The organism is Acinetobacter sp. YH12254, from assembly GCF_013417415.1.
Lineage (GTDB): Bacteria > Pseudomonadota > Gammaproteobacteria > Pseudomonadales > Moraxellaceae > Acinetobacter > Acinetobacter pseudolwoffii.
This window is the reverse complement of record NZ_VPEB01000007.1, coordinates 108930-129278: the sequence shown is the minus strand read 5'-3', so window position 1 is coordinate 129278 and position 20349 is coordinate 108930. Positions and strand designations below refer to the sequence as shown.

Genomic DNA, 20349 nt, shown 5'->3' with positions numbered 1-20349 from the left:
AAGGAAGCTATTCATTAAAACTAAGTTAATATCAATTTAACTAAATTTTTCTTAGATTGTAGCGATGCTGAATGCGAAACAATGTGATGCTTTTTACGCAGTTGCAAAAACTGGAAGTTTTGATCTGGCGGCAGAACAACTCAATATTACTGCCTCAGCAGTGACCCTTCGTGTTCAGAGTCTGGAAAAACAATTGGGACACTTGCTGCTGGTGAGAGACCGGCCTTGTCGCGTGACTCAATCTGGACAAACTTTATTGCATTATTTACAGCATCAGCGTTTGCTAGAACAGAATTTGATGCAGGATTTGGGCGGACAGGTACAACAGGAAGGTTTTTACTGTCTGAATATTGCCACCAATGCCGATTCACTTGCGACCTGGTTATTGCCGACCTTACAAGCCCAACTGATCCAGCATAAAATTGTGCTGCATTTTCAACTGGATGACCAATCACAAACCCATCATTTACTGGAAGCCGGACTGGTCAATGCCTGTTTGAGCACTGAAGCCAAAGCCATGAAAGGCTGTCTGGCCGAGCGGATTGGACAAATGCACTACCGTCTGGTTGCCACGCCTGAATTTGCCCGGAACTGGTTTCAACAAGGAATACATCGTGATGCCTTACGCCACGCACCGGCGATTCTGTTTAATGAAAAAGACCAGTTGCATACCCAGTATATCCAGCAAGAATTTGGCCTGAGTCCGGCACAATATCCTCACTTTTTTATTCCATCGACGCATGCATTTTTTGATGCCATTGTCATGGGCTTGGGTTATGGCTGGTTGCCGGATTATCAAACCCGGCATTTGCTGGAATCAGGACAATTGATTGAACTTTCCGGTGAAATGCGAATTGAAGTCCCCTTGTATTGGCATCACTGGAAACAGCAGTCTCCTGCTCTGGCGATTCTGGGTGAATGTTTAAAACAGCATGCTCAGACCACCATGAATCAGCCTCTAGCCATCTGATCGAGTCAGGCCAGATTGCTTTTATCCTTCTGGACAAATTTTTGACTGAGTTGCTGATAGGTTTCGGTATGCTGGAATTGCTCTAGAAACTCAATCGTGCCTTGTGGAAATTTATCCCGTTGAATTTCACCGCGATAATAAGCTTCACGCATCGGCGTAGCGGATAAAGCACCTTCTAGGCTTTCCAGTTCGACCATTTCCCATTCCGGGAAAAATTTTAAATAATATGAAGAATCATCTTTAAAATGTCCAATCAGTCCGACTTTGGCATTCGGTTCTATGGCCTGATTTATCAGCGATTTCACCAGTTTTTGCCATTTTTCATCATTATAAACATCAATGACTTCTACAAATTGAATCCGCGCCTGATCTTCCGGACTAAAATTTGCAAGGATCATGGCTTCACGTTCCGAAGCCAGAAATGGATTTTTGATATTGCGCTCATTCTGCGCAGAACCAAGGGCCAAAATCACATTTTGACTGTGTTCCAAAGCAATCTGAATGGTTTGCATATGCGCCAGATGAAAAGGCTGAAAACGGCCAATGAAAACCAGATAATCAAATGTATAGTTCATAACAGATCATTTTTATGACTCATGAGTTGTGCCGCCCCAATAAATATGCGACATAATCAATCTCATAAAATCAAATTAAGTTTTAAAGCAAGGATAGTACGATGACACTGAGCTGTATTCAACAACCTCATGAGCATTTGCATGCGAATTTAGAACATGGCGTACTCACTTTAGCCATCAATCGCCCGGAAGCGAAAAATGCCTTATACAGCGAGCTGTATTTATGGATTGCTCAAGCGCTCGATGAAGCAGATCAGGACAATCAGGTGCGTGTGGTGGTGTTACGCGGTCAGGACACGGACTTTAGCGCGGGCAATGATATGCAGGATTTCATGAAATCTGCTGTGAAAAAAGGTCAGGCCCCTGCGGCTGAAGGCCCGCCCTTTATTTTACTCAAAGCGGCTGCCAAGTTTTCCAAGCCTTTAATTGCAGCGGTACGTGGCGTTGCAATCGGGATTGGGGTAACCATCTTATTGCATTGTGACTTGGTCTATAGTGACAATACTGCCCTGTTCCAGATTCCATTTGTCAGTCTGGGCCTATCGCCTGAAGGCGCTTCAAGCAAATTGCTGATTCAGCAGGCGGGCTATCATAAAGCGGCTGAATTATTGCTGACTGCACAAAAATTCAATAGCGAAAAAGCACTCGGTGCCGGTCTGGTGAATAGTATTGAAGAAGATGCCTATGCGGCTGCACAAAAACAGGCGCAGACTTTAGCAGCATTACCTTTGGCGTCTTTGAAGCAAACCAAAGCCTTGATGAAACATAATCTGGATGAAATTGTGGCCTGCATCGACCATGAAGCAGAAATTTTCATGCAGCGCGTTGGCTCTCCGGAAATGCTGGAAGCCGTACAAGCTTTTATGCAAAAACGTAAACCTGATTTCACACAATTCAACTAATTTTCAAACTTAGGATCTCAATGAGCTGGTTTAGACTGCCTCATTGATTCCTTTACCTGTAAGAATAAAGAATATGTCTACTGAAAATTCATCCATTATTGCCCAGTCTCCTGAAACCATTGATAGCGCCAATCCTGATAAAAAACGTTATTATGAACCTGCTCCACAGGATATTGATGTCGATAATTTCCGTAAAGTGATCGAAAGTCGTCGTTCAGTGCGTAAATTTACCAAAACACCAATTCCAGAAGATGTACTTGATGCTTGTCTGGATCTGGCGTTGCTGGCTCCCAATTCGTCAAACTTGCAGCCCTGGACATTTTATGTGGTACAAAACCCGGCGAAGAAAAAGCGACTGGTCAAAGCCTGCATGAGCCAACTGGCAGCAAAAACGGCTTCTGAGCTGATTATCTGTGTGGCACGTACCGACCGTATTGATGAAATGGCCAAACGGAATGTCAATGAATTTCCATATCCGGAAGCACCAGCTGCCATCAAAAAATACTATAAATACATTCCATATAACTATAAAACCGGTTATTTAAATGTCTTTGGCAACTTTAAAAAAGTGGCTTTCAAAGTTGCCCGCACTTTAGATAAACAGATGCCTGTTTCTGCCTTTAGTCCAAGTGATGCCAAACTTTGGGCAACCAAAACAACGGCACTGGCTTGCGAAAATCTGGTCTTGGCCTTACGTGCTTATGGTTTTGACAGCTGCATGATGGAAGGTTTTGATGAACCGATGGTACGCGATATCTTGAGCTTAAATGATCAGCAATATCCAGTCATGGTGATTGGTGCAGGTGAACGCGCCAAAGACGGCGTGTTCTTCCCGCAATACCGTTTTGATCGTGAGTTGTTTATCCAGAAAGTTTAACAGCAGCAATAAAAGAATAAATCCTTGATTTGATATTCTTGGCGATATGAATACCACTCTTAGGCAGAGATTCAGAAATGAATTTTCTGCCTAACCGGGGATCTCGGTTAATTTAGACATACCCTTCTTATCCTTCAAAGTAACATCAACCTATTAAATAAAGATTTAAATCTTCACGCGATATGAGACTGTGCCAGCACCCAAAGTGCTTATGCATCATCAAAATCTAAGAATAGTAAGTTCTCAATTTCCGGTCATCCATCCAGTTACAATGAAATCCGACGGGTACACGAACCGGTAAATGAATCGTGGCAATAGGCCCCTTCTGAATATATTGCGCATCTAAAATCACCACTTTCGATGGACTGCCATCCAAGGCGTGTAGATAAGACATCAGCCAGCCATCATTTTCTGTTTGAGCACCTTCTCGGGCGACAAAAACTGCCTCACCTGTAACCCAGTTTGCTCCAAAGGAATAGCTTGCTGTACTGCCGGTTTCCAGATCATGGTACAAGAGTGTATTACTGCTAACATGATAAGGATCATCAAAGCCGGCAAAGGAAACACTATAGGCATAGCGATAAGGTCGCCCTGTATAGGCTTCATTGATCCGCGGAAATTCCTGCTTGATATTGGATAATACAGTTCGAGTGACTTTTCCTGTTTGCTGCTCGAAGATCAATCTTTCCAGCCGAATCTCCTGATCTTCTATTGGTCCCTGAATGGAACTGACCAGTGCCTGGGAATGTACCACTGCATCCATCACTACATCACCTGTGTTCAGGTCATAAGCATTGACCGTATGGAAAATAAAACAGGGATCAATCTCATACCAGCGGATGTCTGCCGCACTGCCACCAAAAGGCAGCATACCTATACGAGCCTGATGTTTAGGATTCCATTGATAGGGCAGTAATGAGCCTTTTAAGGCACTACGCATAGAAAAGTTGACATTCAAATCCAGAATCAGCACCTGAGATTGAGTAATGGCACAGTCATGCACCATCGGGCCATGTTTGACTGGAATTTCGACATGATGTTGCAATTTGCCTTGAGCATCAATATGTAAATAAAAAACCTGATGATGATTCAAGGCATCATAACAAACCGCATGAATATCTCCTGTTTCCGGGTCGATATGCGGATGAGCCGTAAACGGTAAATCCTGATCATTTTCAAAAAGTTGATGCCGTTTTGATTCCAGTTCACGATTTACTTCGATCGGATAAGCCCCCGCTTCGACCAGTGCCCAGATTTTCCCGGCAAAGTGGATGATATTGGTATTGACCGCATCCGCGATTCCACGCGTTTTCCCTGAAATCTGTGGTCTATGCAATTTTTTCTGCACACTGGCCGATCCGACATAAGCACTTTTATAGCAATGTGCTTCACCAGCTTTGAGTTTCAGCGCGTGAATCATGCCATCACCGGTGAACCAGTGATAATTTCGTGGGTTCTTTACCGTGATCGGATTCGGGCCAATCCGCATCAGCGCACCTTCCAGTTCTACAGGAATTTGCCCTTCTACCATCAATTGAGTAGCAAAATGCTCCTGTCGTTGTGGCGCAAATATCCCATCCAGATAGGGATTGTCATGAGAATAGGGAATGCGGCTATGCAGGATTCCCGCACCATGTTTGATAGTTTTACTGAGCGTATTCTTGAGGATATTGCCGAGCTGTTTTGACCACTGCATTATTATTTTCCTGTTTTATTTTTATGATGATGACTGATTTTATACTCATAAAAGGAGGTTAATCATTTTAAACAGATAAGCTGATGGTACGCTAAAACACGATGCGCACCATTACTTCTAGCAGCAATAAGGTTGCACGTTTAGACTTTAATATCCAGGAGCTGAATAAACTCAAAAGCAGGCTCTTCATAAGGATGGCTTGCTTTCAGAGCTTTGGCGACCTCGACCGCCTTTTCATCAGCAACCAGCATTTCTACTCGCCACTCTTCAACCTGCTCTAATTCCCCGACTTCACCAATATAAGGATCTGCACCTTGCTGCGCTTTAAACTGTCCTGTTCCCAGTACCTGCCAGGCACAGTGGGTATAATCACCGATGCCGCCTGCACCCGCTTTAAACAAGGCTTCCTTAGTCACTTCAAGATGTTCATCTGGTACATAATAAATGAGTTTTAGCATGTTTCCCTTCAACATTTTCAATGGCTTATTTAAGATCTATTGTCCAGTGCCTGGGTAATAATATTCAATGCAGAATTATGAGAATTCTTGTTAAATGTTGCATAAAGTCCTAATTGTGGCAGGACTTGATCTGTTTGCACGATTTTCACATGCTCATTTAAAAAACGCAGCAGATATTCCGGGACGAAGCTAAAACCCATGCCCATATTGATCAGGTTAATATGTTGCAACACATTGGTAACCCACAGTATTTGGTCATGCTGCAATTGTTCAAAAGACATCAGGTGATTCAACTGCGCATAAAAGACTGGCGAGGCATTTTGCTCACACATAATCAACTGATGATTTTTCAGTTCTTGTAACTTCAATGGCCGATCTGTGGGATGTAAATACTCGGCTGCCACCAGATAAATCTGTTCATTCATTAAATGAATATTGTCAAAATCGGGATGTTGCAGACAATAGCGGGTAAAGCTCAAATCCAGCTCGGCATTTTTCAGGCGTTGAATCTGCTCCATACAGGTCAGACTATGCAGATGAATTTTTAAATCAGGAATATTCTGCTTCAGTTTGGCCAGAATATTTGGCATCACTTTCAGTTCTGCAACATTTAAAAAGCCAATATGGATCTGGTTATTTTTCTGCTGCGCCACCTGACGCGCCGCGGCAACTGCCAGTTTGGCACTTTCAAGCGCCTGTTCAGCATGAATCAAAAAAGCTTGCCCTTCATCGGTCAGTTTGATTTGCCGGGATGAACGATCAAACAGCATTACACCGACTTCCTGCTCCAGATCCTTAATCTGCTGACTTAAAGAAGGCTGCGCCGTGAACAGCTTATCTGCTGCTTTGGTAAAACTCTGTTCCTGAGCTACTGTTAAAAAAGCACGTAAATGTCGAAGTTCCATAAACTCAGCCGCATATTCTCAGGCATTTTAAGCTGCCAAACGAGAAAGTAGTAAGAATCTCAATAGACCTATAGTTTATATGAATACTCCTATTGTATTGCCTGAATTTCACTACACTGGATTGTAAATATATTCAAATCTTGTTCTTCAGACAGACACATGGAGTCATGTATGACACAGCATTACGATACTGACGTATTGGTAATTGGCACAGGACCTGCAGGATCGACCTTAGGTTTAGCACTGGCAAACTATGGAATTAAAGTTCAACTCTTCACACAGTTTAACTGGCTGGCCAATAGTCCACGTGCACATATTACCAATCAGCGTGCTATGGAAGTATTACGTGATTTAGGCATTGAAGAACAAGTCAAAGAAATTGCGACACCGTGGGAACACATGGGCGAAAGCCTGATTACCACCAGTCTGGTCGGTGAAGAAATTGCCCGTTTAAGCGCTTGGGGCACAGGTGATGAACGTCATGGCGACTATATCAAAGGCAGTCCATGTCCATTGGTGGATTTGATTCAGCCGAAAATGGAAGCCTTACTGGTCAAGAATGCCGGTGAGCGCGGTGCAATCTATAACTTCAATACTGAATATTTATCGCATGTTCAGGATGAAAATGGTGTCACCGCTACTTTCCTGAACCGGATTACCAACACAGAATTTAGTTTAAGAGCCAAATATCTGATTGGTATGGATGGCGCACGCTCAACGTGCGGGTACAGTCTATGTGACTTTTAAAGCCGATCTAAGCAAATATGTTCAGCACCGCCCTGCGATTCTGCAATGGATCGTCAATCCTGAAGCCAGCTTTGGTGATCTCGGCATGGGCTTGCTACGTGCCATTACGCCTTGGAATGAATGGATTATGGGCTGGGGCTTTGATATTTCCAAAGGCGAGCCACAAGTGACTGACGAGCAGGTTCGATCGCGTCTGAATACATTTGTTGGCGCTGAAGTGGAAGATGTCGAAATCCAAAAACTGTCCTACTGGTATGTAAACCAGACTTGGGCAACTGAATACTCTAAAGGCCGCGTGTTCTGTGGTGGTGATGCTGTACACCGTCACCCGCCTTCAAGCGGTTTAGGTTCAAATACCTGTATGCAGGATGCGTTTAACCTTGGCTGGAAACTCACCTATGCAATCAAAGGTTGGGCCGCACCTTCCCTCCTCGATTCATATACGTCTGAACGTGCGCCTGTAGGCAAGCAGATTGTCGCACGTGCCAACCAGTCCCGTTTTGACTATAAGCATTTAAAAGAAGTCTTTGGTTTTGACCAAGGCATCACTACGCAAAAACAAATGCTGGAACGTATTTTTGCTGAAGATGAGCAAGGTGCCAAAATTCGTAAAAAGTTATTTGAAGCACTTGAAATTAAGCATTTTGAATTTAATGCCCAAGGTGTTGAACTGAATCAGCGCTATAGCTCAAATGCGGTAATGAATGAAGCTGAGCCCGAGATCTTTGACAAAGATGAACAGCTTTATCTGCAAGCCACGACTCGTCCGGGTGCCAAAGTTCCACATACCTGGCTAATCAATAGCAAAGGCCAAAAGCAATCCACTTTGGATATTAGCGGTAAAGGCCGTTTTACCTTACTGACAGGTTTATCAGGTAAAGGCTGGAGATTGGCTGCCGAGACTCTAGATTTACCTTATTTAGATGTAATTCAGATTGGTTCACGTGAGTATCGTGATGTCTATGGTACTTGGAATGCCAAGTCTGAAGTTCATGAATCAGGTGCGGTGCTGGTTCGTCCAGATGGTTATGTGGCTTGGCGTTATCAGGACAGTACCAATGCATCTTTTGATTATGAAAATACGTTAAAGGCGGTATTGAAGCAGGTTCAACTCATAATCTAACTATTCCATCAATCATATTTAATTGACCATCGACATGGATGTCACCTGTCAGCCTGTGGGATATAGTCATTCTATCAGTCTGACGAAGGATTTTGGTTACCTTACGGAATATATCCCTCATCCTTCAAAGTAACGAATATTCTTATAAAAAAGTAAGTCTAACAATTTATGAAAAAACCACCTCAACGGTGGTTTTTTAAATCAGATAATTAAGAGCCTTGAAGTAAATAACTGCCCACAACAAACAATATTTGTAGTCCTACGACAATAGCAAACAACATCCAACCTTTCTGACGCATTGCCGCCTTATCCATTATTCTAAGTGTTTTAGCCATGTCATCACCTCATACTTGAGAATTGATACTGAACTGATCTATTCCATCTTTCTTTTATAGTGCAATAAAGTTGTGCATAAAACATACCATAGCACTTTATATACAATATGAAAGCAAAATCTAAACCAAGTTCAGTGGGAGAAGTTAAATTAAAAAATCAGAATGCTTAAAAAGCAAAAATCCACCCCAAGGTGGATACGAATTAAGTAATTATAGATATTTTTAAATTATTTTTCCATAAAGTATAATTAAGTTAATATTTTTAAATGTTATTTATTGAAAATTAAGAAAATTAATGATTAGTAATTTTCTGATATTTCCACATGAGAAGTGACTTTGCTGTAAGCCTGAATTATTCATTACATAAGTTCTCATTTGGAAGTGTGATACTTTTACCATCCATCGCTTTACTAAAAGCTAAATACGCCTTAAAGCGCTGTTTTGTGTTTGTGGTGACTGCAATGACATGCTGAACGACATTGGATGGTTTGTACAAAGTATCTTGAGAAAAACGCTCGTAAATGCAGCCTATCGCGCGCGATTTTTCAAATGCAATTTTTCGTAGCGGGTATTGCTGAGAAGTATCGAGTAATAAGCTCTCTTGCAGAACCATAGCCAATTGTTTTACTGCCTGTCTTTGTTCCATATTTATAAAATTCTTTTCAATATAGAGATCAATATCATCACGAATTCCGTTTTGATTCACATCAGGGCCTTCGATATCACGATCACGATTGAGTTTCGGCAAATAACCACTTTGTTTTATTTCATCTAAATGCTTGATATTAGCTCGCCACATGTATGTATCACACCCCGCCAATGTGAATAGTGAAATAAGTAAAATGCACCTTGAGAATCTGATAAATATTCTTGGCATGAGGTACCTCTTTATTTTATATGCATCATCATTGTCAAAAAGCTCAACATCTATCCTGAATCTCAATATATTTTCATGATTTAGTAGATCTGTAGTGTTTACGATATTTCATATAAAAGATCGCAACAGCGATCAAATGCAAAGCTAAACACAAGATGATTTTTAAATGTGGACTATACAGCTCATCCGACATTTTTTCGAAGAGAGTCAAATAAACCAGACTATAGGAAACGAGTCCTAAAATGGTTATTGCCGTTATTTCTATTTTTAAATATGCACCATCTGCAAAGTTATAATCTGCACTAAAACACAATAATGCAAAGATAAAATATGTAAATATTTTCATGATTTAAACTGGTTACTTATTTGAATTATTTAAACGATGTTAACTCCGAAACATACATAAAAAAAGGGCTGCTGACGCAACCCTTTTTTAATCTAAAACCGATTAACCAATGAACTTACGTGCATTACGGAACATACGTAACCAAGCACCATCTTGATCCCAGTCTTCTGGTTTCCAAGAATGCTGAATCGCACGGAAGTTACGTTCAGGGTGCGGCATCATAATTGTTGCACGACCGTCTTGAGAGGTTACACCGGTAATACCTTCCGGTGAGCCGTTCGGGTTCAATGGATAATGTTGTGTTGCATTCCCCAAGCTATCTACATAACGCAGAACCACCTGATTCGATGCGTTGAGCGCAGCAAAGTTTTCCGCAGTTGCAACCGCACGACCTTCACCATGTGCTACAGCGATCGGCAGAATCGAACCTTCCATGCCCTGAAGCAATACAGAGTTTGATTTTTCCACACGAACATTCACCGCACGTGCTTCAAACACTTCAGAAGTATTGCGGTGGAAACGTGGCCAAGCATCAGCACCCGGAATCAGCGGAGCCAACTGAGACAACATTTGACAGCCGTTACAGATACCCAGCGAGAAGGTTTCCTGACGGTTAAAGAATTTCTCAAACTGGTCACGCAATTTAGTATTGAACAATACTGATTTTGCCCAGCCGCCACCAGCGCCCATCACGTCACCGTAAGAGAAGCCACCACAAGTCACTAAGCCTTCAAAATCATCCAGGCTGATACGACCTGCCAGCAAGTCACTCATATGTACGTCAACGGTATTGAAGCCGACTTTATCAAATGCTGCTGCCATTTCGATATGACCATTGACACCCTGCTCACGCAGAATCGCCATGTTCGGACGACGTGAATTAATGTACGGCGCTTCAATCGCTTCATTCAAATCAAATGTCGGTTTCGCAATGATACCTGCATGAGATTTGTCAGTGATAAGAGCAAATTCCTGATCCGCAGTTTGTACGTTGTCACGTAGGCGCTGGATTTGGTGGGATACTTCCGTCCATGCCACTTGCAGGTCAGCCCGTTCAAGTACTAGACCGTTTACAGATAACTGATCCGTGTTATTTACCGTACCCACCACCTGAATGGCATCTTTCAGGGTAGATGCTGCAACTTCAGCTTGTAGCGCTTCCCAGTCTGCTTTGGCAATTTGAAGGACTGCACCAATTTCTTCAGCGAATAAGCTTGCAATTGATTGATCTTCTAGTGCTACACCCAAACGTGATGCGAACATCATTTCTGCAACAGTCGCCAATAAACCACCATCACCGATGTCATGATATGCCTTGATCAGACCACGGTTGTTCCAGTCTTGAACCAAAGCGAAAAATGCTTTGAAGTCATCGAAGCTGTCGACATCAGGCGTCACAGAACCGATTGCTTTATACACCTGAGACAGAATCGAACCACCTAGACGGAACTGACCTTTAGACAAGTCAATACGAACCAGTACCGACTCTTCATTTTTCAATTCAGGGGTCAATGTTTTACGAACATCGGTCACAGGTGCAAATGCAGTAATCACGCCTGACATTGGAGAAGTGACAGACTTGTCTTCGCCTTCGTCATTCCAGGTGGTACGCATTGACAATGAGTCTTTACCGACTGGAATTGCGATACCCAGTGCTGGACACATTTCCATACCGATGGCTTTTACACCTTCGAATAGCGCTTGATCTTCGCCCGGTTGACCTGCAGCAGCCATCCAGTTTGCAGACAATTTAATGTCGCTGATTTTTTCAATCTTTGCAGACATGATGTTCGAGATTGATTCAGCCACTGATAAACGTGCCGATGCAGCAGGATTGAGCAATGCGACTGGTGGACGTTCACCCATCGCCATCGCTTCACCGGTGTAGCCTACTAGGCTTGTCGTTGTTACCGCAGCATCCGCCACCGGAACCTGCCAGCGACCGACCATTTGATCACGTGCCACCATACCAGTAATCGAACGGTCACCAATACTGATCAGGAATGATTTAGAAGCCACTGTCGGGTTTTTCAAAACACGATAAATCGCATCTTTCAGATCTGTGACTTTAGCCGCGTCGAAATCATCGCCTTTGCGTTCAATGGTTTCATATGAACGGCTCATACGCGGTGTACCACCAAGCATTACCTGCATTGGCATATCCACTGGCTTGTTGCCAAATAACGGATCTTCAACGGTTAAGTGACGCGCTTCAGTTGCTTCACCGAGTACCGCAAACGGACAACGTTCACGCGCACAGATCGATTCAAATAATTCTAAAGAAGATGGACGAATCGCCAGTACATAACGCTCTTGCGCTTCATTTGACCAGATCTCCATAGGCGACATGCCCGGCTCAAGCGATGGAATCTTACGCAGATCCAGCACCGCACCGAGTTCATGGTCATTCACCAGTTCAGGCATGGCATTCGATACACCACCTGCACCCACATCATGTACAGACACGATCGGGTTCTGGTCTTCCATGCGCCAGCAAGTATCAATCACTTCCTGACAACGGCGTTCCATTTCCGGGTTTTCACGTTGTACCGAAGCGAAATCCAGGTTTTCGCCGAGTTTACCGCTGTCTACAGAAGATGCTGCACCACCGCCGAGACCGATCAGCATGGCAGGGCCACCGAGCACGATCAATAAATCGCCCGGCAAGATTGGATCTTTTTCAACGTGATCTGGACGGATGTTGCCATAACCACCGGCAATCATGATTGGCTTATGGAAACCTTTAACATCGCCATTGATGTTTTGTTCAAAGGTACGGAAGTAACCATTTAAGGCAGGACGACCAAATTCGTTGTTAAACGCAGCGCCACCCAATGGGCCTTCAATCATGATTTGTAGCGGCGATGCCATACGCGATGGCTTGCCATAGTTTTCTTCCCAAGGCTGTTCAAAGCCCGGAATGTTCAGGTTAGATACTGTAAAGCCGGTTAAACCTGCTTTAGGCTTACCACCACGACCGGTCGCACCTTCATCACGGATTTCACCGCCCGAACCTGTCGCAGCACCGGCAAATGGTGCAATCGCTGTCGGATGGTTGTGAGTTTCCACTTTCATCAAGATATGCGCGGCTTGACTCTTATATTTATAAACCTGCTGGCCATTGTCTTCTTTGGTTGGATAAAAACGCTGGGTATCCGAACCGACAATCACCGAAGCATTGTCTTTATAAGCCGACAATACATCTGTAGGTGATTCTTTATAAGTATTCTTGATCATCTGAAACAATGACAATGGCTGAACTTCACCATCAATCGTCCATTCAGAACCGAAGATTTTATGACGGCAATGCTCAGAGTTTGCCTGTGCAAACATCATCAGTTCGATGTCATTTGGATTACGACCCAGCTTGATAAACGCTTCAGTCAGGTAATCAATTTCTTCCATCGACAATGCAAAACCAAATTCGTTGTTGGCCTTAACCAGTGCCTCTTTACCTTCACCCAGAATATCAATCGAGTTCAGTGGTTTTGGTGCTGTTTCAACAAACAGTACCGCAGCCTCTTCAATCGCATTGAATACGCTTTCAGTCATACGGTCATGCAAAATCTGTTGAACTTCATTTGATACGTGTTTTAGACCCTTCAACGTAAATAAAACGCCGCGCTCAAGACGATGCACCGGCGTATTACAGTTTTTGAAAATGTCTGTAGCTTTAGAAGACCAAGGCGAGATGGTGCCGACACGCGGTGTCACTAAAATTTGGATTTCATCACTTGCAGCCTGGTGCAATTCAAAAGATTGCCCATCGTTGAGAAGCTGTAAAGCTGATTGCTGTTGTTGCTCGCTGAGCGCTTGGTCAAAGAGGTAGACCCATTGACTTTCAATTGATTGAACAGAACTAATTGACGTCAAACGCGATAATAGTTGAGTTTTCTTAAAAGAAGAATGTGCGGGTGCACCGGCAACGATAAACATGCTGATTTTGGCTCCACGGGATGGTCTGAACAACCATGCCACAATGTGACTTGAGAGAGCGCATATTCTACTGTGAAATAAGGAAATCGGCTAGATGGCAAATACGAAAACTACGGCTGAAATATTCTGTATTTTTAAAATATTGTGTTTATTTTCAGGCAGGAAAATTGAATGTAGTCGCGTAGATTAACACAATTTGTTAAAGAAAAATCAAAACCGATTAACAATAATTTCACTTAAGAAAATTGTATTATTTTTCAACAGCAAGACCACTTAAAATGCGTACAGAACTTATTCTTGAGCCGTTATAAAAAACTTATTAAGGCTAGGCTAAAGCTTCTCGGGATAGACTGAAACAGTCGAGTTCATTTTTTAGCTCATCTCTCTGTCGGCGAGTTGCACTACTGAAATAATTTTGTATCCAGCTATCCCCATTCCGGGCTCCATTGCAGGATTTAAGACTCTGCCCCGCTGTTCTCCCTTTTCGAGCCTGTCTGTATGAGCAAACTATATCGCCTGCTTCAATCAACTTTCAATAATATCCGGTAGCCCAGATTATCCCGCTCACTCATCTTAATATCTGAGCTCTATTTAAAGATACCTGAATCTCACATATAAGCCTCAATCATAGTTTCTAATAAAGAGCTAAACTTAAAATTAATAGATCTATTTTAGCAAATAAATTTCCAGGATATTAAGCCTCTTGTTATTAATATATTGACTTAGCAAATTTATTTAAAAATTTCTTATTTTACCTCTATGAAATAGGTTATTTTCAAGCTAATCAATTGAAAATATACAGCTTAAATTCAAACTGATTCTCGGTCTCTATTCTTATGCAAAAATTCAGAATATATAAGCATCATCAGACATGAATTAATGAAAGTTTTTTAGGCTATTATTAAAAAAATCACTACTCATAATGAAGAAAATAAGCAATATTAAAATTTTGTTACTTTTTCATTTTCTGACTGACATCCATCTTTATTCTAATAAAAACCATGCAATAAATACCTGTAATTCCTATAAAAATATAGAAACAACAAATCTATATTTGATAAGATGTTGAAATCAAAAATAGCCTTATATCAGCAAAGAATCTACATAATTAATGACTTCATCAGTAAATTTGATGATTTTATGTTAACCTCTACGCCAATTGCTGAGGAAATGTCCACATTCAGGACGCATGAATCATCCTCTTTTCTGCTGCAGATATGAATATCCAATTGATATTCAGACGCTGGTTTTTTTATTTTCTGTAGCTTCACTGCTCTGTCTAATCTAGAGCCTTAATCTGTTGCCAATGATTTAATTTTCAAAAACAAAAGGTGACCCGCTTAAGGAGTATGTATGTTTCAATTCACTAGTACAGCAACTGTACTATTGATGGTGCTTTTCTATGGCATCACCTTTCTATTGTCGTTACGCATTAAGCAAAAAAATGAAAATGTCGATGGATATATGGTCTCGAATGGCTCCATCGGATTTGGAATGTCTGCGGCCAGTATGACCGCCACCTGGATCTGGGCCGCTTCATTTTATGCAGCAGCTTCGTCCGGATATAAATACGGTGTTTCCGGTGCCTTACACTATGGTTTGTGGGGTGCACTGATGATTTTATTTATCTACCCATTCGGCAAACGTTTCCGCGACCTGGCACCCAATGCACACACTTTGGCAGAAATCATGCATGCACGGCATGGTAACCAGAGCCAGATGATTCTGGCAGGCTCCAACATTGTCGGGAGCGTGATCAGTCTGATGGTAAACTTTACCGCAGCAGGTGCGCTGGTTGAAATTCTGTCTCCCCTCAGCTTTATCCATGGGGTCTTGATTACCGGAATTGGCGTCCTGTCCTATACCTTATGGTCCGGTTTCCGCTCCTCGGTATTTACCGACTTTGGGCAACTGGTCGCCATGATTGTGGCGGCAGTGATCATTATTCCGACGCTATTTTTCACCCTGGGCGGCCCTTCACTGTTCCAGACCGGCATGCATAATCTGCAACCGGAACAACTGGATTTCTTTTCGAAAACCGCATTTTTAGAACAGGGTGCACCATTTTTTGTGGCGGTACTGGCTTATGCGATTGGTAACCAGACCATCGCCCAACGCCTGTTTGCAGTGCGTAAAGACTTGATCAAACCCAGCTTCATTACTGCAACCATCGGTTATGCCGCGATTGTCGTCGGTTTGGGAATGCTCGGATTATTGGCGCTATTTGCCGGGATTCAGCCGATTGATGGCAACCTGAACAACCTGATTCCACAAATGGCAGCAACGTATCTGTCTCCATTTATGGTGGCCTTACTCTTTGTCATGGTGATTGGCGCGCTTTCGTCAACGGCGGATTCGGATTTATCTGCCCTGTCTGCCATCGTAATGACCGATATTTATGGCAAACAGATTGCTAAAAATCGTCCTGATCCGAAGAAAATGCTGTTTATTGGCCGGATGACCATGATTGTAGCCACCATGCTCGGTATTTTAATTGCCACGCTTAAATTCGACATTCTAGCGATGCTGATTTTCGTCGGTGCACTCTGGGGTGCCATCGTATTCCCGGTGATTGCCAGCCTGTACTGGGACAAGGTCAATGCCCGTGCCTTTAACTGGTCTGTCGGTATCGCATTTTTAAGCTTTCTGGTGGTTCGATTTGAATGGCTGCCAATTCAGGGTCTGATCGCACTCAGTTTTGAGCTTATGGCCACCATCGGTATTGGTGTGGTACTGGGTCTGATGAGCTTTGGCTTCTTTGGCAAGAAAGTCGGCCTGGTGGTCGGTATTCTGGCCAGTATCGGCTTCCTTCCATGGACCATCGGCTTCCTGCGTGATTATGGCACGCTATTGAGTTCCCTGACCGCCTACGGCAGCAGCGCCATTGTCTGTACCGTACTGACTTTAATGAATAGCAAAGAACGATTTGATTTTAAACAAATCAATAAGATGGTGATTGAATTTCACCAGGTATCTGAGAAAAGTAAATAAGGAGATTTCAGATGAGTAGTCAATTTATGACCCTATATGTACTTTTTTGGCCATTGGTGGCGACGATGATTTTGTTCGTCATTTGCATGGGGGTCTATAAAGACATCCAGGAAGCCAAGATCAGTGGTGAAGATTTGCTTTAGTCCACTTCTATCATGAGATAAAAACAGGTCAATATGACCTGTTTTTTTATAGCGATTGTTCAGCTGAAATTTCCACAGGGTTTTGTTTGTTCCGACAATTCATGTCGCAGCACTCTAGTGCTGTTGCTACTTTTTTGGCATGATGCACTTAGCAAAGAATTGAATAATGATAAATGACTCAAATGCGTTGGTTAGAGCTGCTTTCGACAGTTCGGATTGGTAGTAAAAAGCAAAGTACTGAACTGGCACGTAGCCCGTTCCACAAAGATTATGACCGTATTATTTTTTCACAAAGTTTCCGCCAGCTGAACCGTAAAACTCAGGTTCACCCTTTAACCCAGCACGATGGTATTCATACACGACTCACACATTCACTTGAAGTGTCCTGTATTGGGCGTTCACTCGGGATGCTGGCCGCAGAGAAAATAAAAGATCAGTTACCGCCCTGGATTTCCCCGGCCGATGTCGGTGCCATTATTCAGGCTGCCTGTCTGGCACATGATATTGGTAATCCCCCTTTTGGCCATGCCGGTGAATATGCCATTCGAGAATGGTTCGACGATGCATCGCATACCGATTTTTTAAAAGATCTCAGTCCTGAACAAGAAGCCGATGTACGTCAGTTTGAAGGCAATGCCCAAGGTCTACGCCTGTTGACCAAAATCGATTACCATCCCAATGATGGCGGCATGCGTTTGACTTATGCCACGTTAGGGGCTTATTTAAAATATCCGTGGCTGTCAAAAACCATGGCATCTCAAGTCGATTTACCTGCCAGCAATCGGGCCAAGTTTGGCTGCTATCAGGCCGAGAAAGAGATTTTAAAGCAGATTGCAGAACAACTCGGACTGATTCAGTTAGCTGAATATCATTACTGCCGTCATCCACTGACCTATCTGCTCGAAGCGGCTGATGATATCTGTTATGCTCTGATTGACCTTGAAGATGGTATTAGCCTGAATATGCTCAGTTATGACGAAGTTGAGCCGGTCTTTTTAAATCTGCTCGGTGATTATGGTATTCCTTCTGAAATCGCCATGAGCAATACCACCTGGCAGCAAAAAATTGCCGCCTTGCGTGGTCGGGTCATGAAACGTCTGGTCGATGAAGTGACAACGGCTTTTGCCCGTCATCATGACCAGATTTTATCGGGTCAGTTACAAGGTACTTTATTGCAATATTGTACTGCGGACATTGAAATCGGGATTAATCGCGCCAAAGAACTGGCACGGGATAAAATTTTTGAGCATCCGCAAAAAGCAGGACTGGAAATTATCGCGCATCAATGTTTGCAAAATATTCTGGATGCCTTTATTCCCTTAACAACGCCGCATAAAAACCTGAGTTTTAAAGAACAGCGCTTGATGTCGATTCTGCAACGTTCAGGGGCGAATTTTAGCGCCAGCCATTATGACAATATCATGCAGGTGCTGGATATTGTTTCGAAATTTTCTGATCATCAGGCTTATAACCTGTCGCAGGAATTACAAGGCAATAAAGCCGGATTGTTATAAAATATTCTGCTGTATAGGAGGATGATTGTAATAAAATCATCTATTTTACAGCGGCAGATTTTGCCTTTCCGGAAAATGCTGACTACTATGCAGCAAAACTGAATTTAGTGATGATAAAAGATGATTGGATGTCTGATTGGTGAAGTACTGGCTTTAGAAGCACCGACCGTACTGTTAAATGTAAATGGTGTCGGTTATGAAATTGATACGCCGCTGACGACTTTCTGCCAGCTGCAAAAAGGACAACAAGTCACACTCTGGACCCATCTGGCCGTGCGTGAAGATGCACAGTTGCTGTATGGCTTTATCAATGCGCAGGAAAAAACCATTTTCCGCACCTTACTCAAAGTCAACGGCGTTGGCCCCAAAATGGCCTTGGGTATTCTTTCAACTTTAAGTGTGGAAATGCTGATTCATACCGTTGAAAATGAAGATGTGAATACCTTGGTCAAAGTTCCCGGTGTCGGTAAAAAAACCGCTGAACGTTTAATGATTGAATTACGTGACCGCTTTAAAGCCATGGCTTCAGGTGCTGCGCCAAGCAATTCAACTGCACCACAGATTCAGTTTATGGGCAATTCAGCCGTGGCTGAAGCAGAAGCTGCATTACAGTCTTTGGGTTATAAACCTGCCGAAGCGCAAAAACTGATTAATGCGGTTAAAGCAGATTACACTGAAGCCAGCGACATTATCCGCGCTGCATTAAAGTCGATGAATCGTTAATACTGATTTAAATATTCGCTGCAAAATGAAGATGAGAAGGCAGCATGAATGCTGCAGCAGAAATATGGCATAGGATGTGCCATTATTTCTGCAAAGGGTTTTGTTACTTTTGCCCTGTCAAAAGTAAGAGCATGCCTGCACAATGGCATACGAATTGTTAAAGCATTTTGAGGCTATGACTTTATTCACCTCAAATAAACCATAGAGATTAACTCAAAAGATATGCAAGACCGTCTCATCAGTGGTTCTGAAAAACCAGAAGATCATTTTGATCGTGCCATCCGCCCAACTTCACTCGATGACTATATTGGTCAGCCTGTGGTTCGAGAGCAAATGGAAATCTTTATTGGTGCCGCCCGTGGCCGTGAAGAAGCGCTGGATCATACATTGATTTTTGGCCCGCCCGGCCTGGGTAAAACCACGCTGGCGAATATTATTGCCCGCGAAATGGGCGGTAATCTTAAGTCGACTTCAGGTCCGGTGCTAGAACGTGCCGGTGATTTGGCCGCCATGCTGACCAATCTGGAAGAAGGTGATGTCCTGTTCATTGATGAGATCCACCGTCTTTCACCGGTGATTGAGGAAATTCTCTATCCAGCGATGGAAGACTACCAGCTCGACATCATGATTGGCGAAGGGCCTGCTGCACGATCAATCAAACTGGATTTGCCACCCTTTACCCTGGTTGCAGCAACCACACGTGCAGGTCTGCTTACCTCTCCTTTGCGTGACCGTTTCGGCATCGTACAGCGTTTAGAATTTTATTCAGTTGAAGATTTGACCCACATTGTCAAACGTTCAGCCAACCTGATGGATGTACCCATGACCGGTGATGGCGCAAAAGAAATTGCCCGTCGCTCACGGGGTACACCGCGTATTGCCAACCGCTTATTGCGTCGTGTACGTGACTATGCTCAGGTCAAAGGCACTGGTGAAATTAATCAGGATATGGCGCAACGTGCTTTGGACATGCTCAAAGTCGATAAAGATGGTTTAGATACTTTAGACCGCCGTTATCTATCGATGTTATTAGAACGTTTTGATGGTGGCCCTGCTGGTGTTGAAGCGTTGGCTGCTGCCATGGCAGAAGATTCTGGTACGCTGGAAGATGTGATTGAACCATATTTGATTCAGCAAGGTTATGTGATGCGTACTGCACGTGGCCGTATTGCCACCAATATGGCCTATTTACAGTTTGGATTGACACCACCTGAGCCAAAAGAAAAGTGAT

Annotated in this window: 15 protein-coding genes and 1 pseudogene; 9 read left to right on the top strand and 7 right to left on the bottom strand. The window is 43.1% G+C overall.

The genetic code is table 11. The features are described from left to right. The first annotated feature begins 64 nt into the window (after nucleotides 1-64). Entirely contained in the window at nucleotides 65-970 is a 906-nt protein-coding gene (locus FTV29_RS07275; RefSeq protein ID WP_100329049.1) for a LysR family transcriptional regulator ArgP, read from the top strand. Between the two features lie 5 nt (nucleotides 971-975). On the opposite strand, the gene FTV29_RS07270 is transcribed toward FTV29_RS07275, so the two are convergent. After that, nucleotides 976-1545: a nicotinate-nicotinamide nucleotide adenylyltransferase gene (locus FTV29_RS07270; protein WP_005097586.1), complete on the bottom strand. Its 570-nt coding sequence runs from the start codon at nucleotides 1543-1545 to the stop codon at nucleotides 976-978. A gap of 101 nt (nucleotides 1546-1646) precedes the next feature. On the opposite strand from FTV29_RS07270, the gene FTV29_RS07265 reads away from it, so the two are divergent. Next, on the top strand, nucleotides 1647-2447 hold the full coding sequence (locus FTV29_RS07265; protein ID WP_180075277.1) for an enoyl-CoA hydratase-related protein: 801 nt from the start codon (nucleotides 1647-1649) through the stop codon (nucleotides 2445-2447). Between the two features lie 73 nt (nucleotides 2448-2520). Further along, complete coding sequence (locus FTV29_RS07260; protein ID WP_180075276.1) at nucleotides 2521-3324, top strand: nitroreductase family protein; 804 nt, start codon at nucleotides 2521-2523, stop codon at nucleotides 3322-3324. A 226-nt stretch (nucleotides 3325-3550) separates the two neighbouring features. On the opposite strand, the gene FTV29_RS07255 is transcribed toward FTV29_RS07260, so the two are convergent. The 3 genes from FTV29_RS07255 to FTV29_RS07245 form a co-directional block, all read right to left on the bottom strand. Further along, on the bottom strand, nucleotides 3551-5020 hold the full coding sequence (locus FTV29_RS07255; RefSeq protein ID WP_100357452.1) for a carotenoid oxygenase family protein: 1470 nt from the start codon (nucleotides 5018-5020) through the stop codon (nucleotides 3551-3553). A gap of 140 nt (nucleotides 5021-5160) precedes the next feature. Beyond that, nucleotides 5161-5478 carry a hypothetical protein gene (locus tag FTV29_RS07250; protein WP_005097590.1) on the bottom strand — a complete coding sequence of 106 codons (318 nt, stop codon included), beginning with the start codon at nucleotides 5476-5478 and terminating at the stop codon, nucleotides 5161-5163. A gap of 29 nt (nucleotides 5479-5507) precedes the next feature. Then, complete coding sequence (locus FTV29_RS07245) at nucleotides 5508-6383, bottom strand: LysR substrate-binding domain-containing protein (RefSeq protein WP_100329052.1); 876 nt, start codon at nucleotides 6381-6383, stop codon at nucleotides 5508-5510. A gap of 171 nt (nucleotides 6384-6554) precedes the next feature. On the opposite strand from FTV29_RS07245, the pseudogene FTV29_RS07240 reads away from it, so the two are divergent. Continuing rightward, a pseudogene (locus FTV29_RS07240) lies at nucleotides 6555-8253 on the top strand (FAD-dependent monooxygenase). Nucleotides 8254-8462: 209 nt separating this feature from the next. On the opposite strand, the gene FTV29_RS15125 reads toward FTV29_RS07240, so the two are convergent. The 3 genes from FTV29_RS15125 to purL form a co-directional block, all read right to left on the bottom strand. Next, on the bottom strand, nucleotides 8463-8588 hold the full coding sequence (locus FTV29_RS15125; protein WP_252146096.1) for a KGW motif small protein: 126 nt from the start codon (nucleotides 8586-8588) through the stop codon (nucleotides 8463-8465). A 352-nt stretch (nucleotides 8589-8940) separates the two neighbouring features. Next, a complete protein-coding gene (locus FTV29_RS07235) occupies nucleotides 8941-9387 on the bottom strand; it encodes a hypothetical protein (RefSeq protein ID WP_051064989.1) in 447 nt (148 codons plus the stop codon). A gap of 526 nt (nucleotides 9388-9913) precedes the next feature. Beyond that, a complete protein-coding gene (purL, locus tag FTV29_RS07230; RefSeq protein WP_100329055.1) occupies nucleotides 9914-13747 on the bottom strand; it encodes a phosphoribosylformylglycinamidine synthase in 3834 nt (1277 codons plus the stop codon). Nucleotides 13748-15100: 1353 nt separating this feature from the next. Between purL and FTV29_RS07225 the strand changes: the two genes are divergently transcribed. The 5 genes from FTV29_RS07225 to ruvB all read left to right on the top strand — a co-directional run bounded on the left by FTV29_RS07225 (nucleotide 15101) and on the right by ruvB (nucleotide 20348). After that, complete coding sequence (locus FTV29_RS07225) at nucleotides 15101-16738, top strand: hypothetical protein (RefSeq protein WP_005170049.1); 1638 nt, start codon at nucleotides 15101-15103, stop codon at nucleotides 16736-16738. An 11-nt stretch (nucleotides 16739-16749) separates the two neighbouring features. Then, complete coding sequence (locus tag FTV29_RS15000; protein ID WP_005097597.1) at nucleotides 16750-16881, top strand: putative transporter small subunit; 132 nt, start codon at nucleotides 16750-16752, stop codon at nucleotides 16879-16881. Between the two features lie 173 nt (nucleotides 16882-17054). Beyond that, nucleotides 17055-18395: a deoxyguanosinetriphosphate triphosphohydrolase gene (locus FTV29_RS07220; protein WP_005097598.1), complete on the top strand. Its 1341-nt coding sequence runs from the start codon at nucleotides 17055-17057 to the stop codon at nucleotides 18393-18395. 120 nt (nucleotides 18396-18515) lie between these two features. Then, on the top strand, nucleotides 18516-19118 hold the full coding sequence (ruvA, locus tag FTV29_RS07215; protein WP_005097599.1) for a Holliday junction branch migration protein RuvA: 603 nt from the start codon (nucleotides 18516-18518) through the stop codon (nucleotides 19116-19118). Between the two features lie 222 nt (nucleotides 19119-19340). Further along, nucleotides 19341-20348 carry a Holliday junction branch migration DNA helicase RuvB gene (ruvB, locus tag FTV29_RS07210; RefSeq protein WP_005097600.1) on the top strand — a complete coding sequence of 336 codons (1008 nt, stop codon included), beginning with the start codon at nucleotides 19341-19343 and terminating at the stop codon, nucleotides 20346-20348. Nucleotide 20349 lies beyond the last annotated feature (1 nt).

What these genes read in the sequence shown, in the direction of transcription:
- FTV29_RS07275 (WP_100329049.1), top strand. Translation starts at nt 65, where the DNA reads ATGCTGAATGCGAAACAATGTGATGCTTTTTACGCAGTTGCAAAAACT.
- FTV29_RS07270 (WP_005097586.1), bottom strand. Translation starts at nt 1,545, where the DNA reads ATGAACTATACATTTGATTATCTGGTTTTCATTGGCCGTTTTCAGCCT.
- FTV29_RS07265 (WP_180075277.1), top strand. Translation starts at nt 1,647, where the DNA reads ATGACACTGAGCTGTATTCAACAACCTCATGAGCATTTGCATGCGAAT.
- FTV29_RS07260 (WP_180075276.1), top strand. Translation starts at nt 2,521, where the DNA reads ATGTCTACTGAAAATTCATCCATTATTGCCCAGTCTCCTGAAACCATT.
- FTV29_RS07255 (WP_100357452.1), bottom strand. Translation starts at nt 5,020, where the DNA reads ATGCAGTGGTCAAAACAGCTCGGCAATATCCTCAAGAATACGCTCAGT.
- FTV29_RS07250 (WP_005097590.1), bottom strand. Translation starts at nt 5,478, where the DNA reads ATGCTAAAACTCATTTATTATGTACCAGATGAACATCTTGAAGTGACT.
- FTV29_RS07245 (WP_100329052.1), bottom strand. Translation starts at nt 6,383, where the DNA reads ATGGAACTTCGACATTTACGTGCTTTTTTAACAGTAGCTCAGGAACAG.
- FTV29_RS15125 (WP_252146096.1), bottom strand. Translation starts at nt 8,588, where the DNA reads ATGGCTAAAACACTTAGAATAATGGATAAGGCGGCAATGCGTCAGAAA.
- FTV29_RS07235 (WP_051064989.1), bottom strand. Translation starts at nt 9,387, where the DNA reads ATGTGGCGAGCTAATATCAAGCATTTAGATGAAATAAAACAAAGTGGT.
- purL (WP_100329055.1), bottom strand. Translation starts at nt 13,747, where the DNA reads ATGTTTATCGTTGCCGGTGCACCCGCACATTCTTCTTTTAAGAAAACT.
- FTV29_RS07225 (WP_005170049.1), top strand. Translation starts at nt 15,101, where the DNA reads ATGTTTCAATTCACTAGTACAGCAACTGTACTATTGATGGTGCTTTTC.
- FTV29_RS15000 (WP_005097597.1), top strand. Translation starts at nt 16,750, where the DNA reads ATGAGTAGTCAATTTATGACCCTATATGTACTTTTTTGGCCATTGGTG.
- FTV29_RS07220 (WP_005097598.1), top strand. Translation starts at nt 17,055, where the DNA reads ATGACTCAAATGCGTTGGTTAGAGCTGCTTTCGACAGTTCGGATTGGT.
- ruvA (WP_005097599.1), top strand. Translation starts at nt 18,516, where the DNA reads ATGATTGGATGTCTGATTGGTGAAGTACTGGCTTTAGAAGCACCGACC.
- ruvB (WP_005097600.1), top strand. Translation starts at nt 19,341, where the DNA reads ATGCAAGACCGTCTCATCAGTGGTTCTGAAAAACCAGAAGATCATTTT.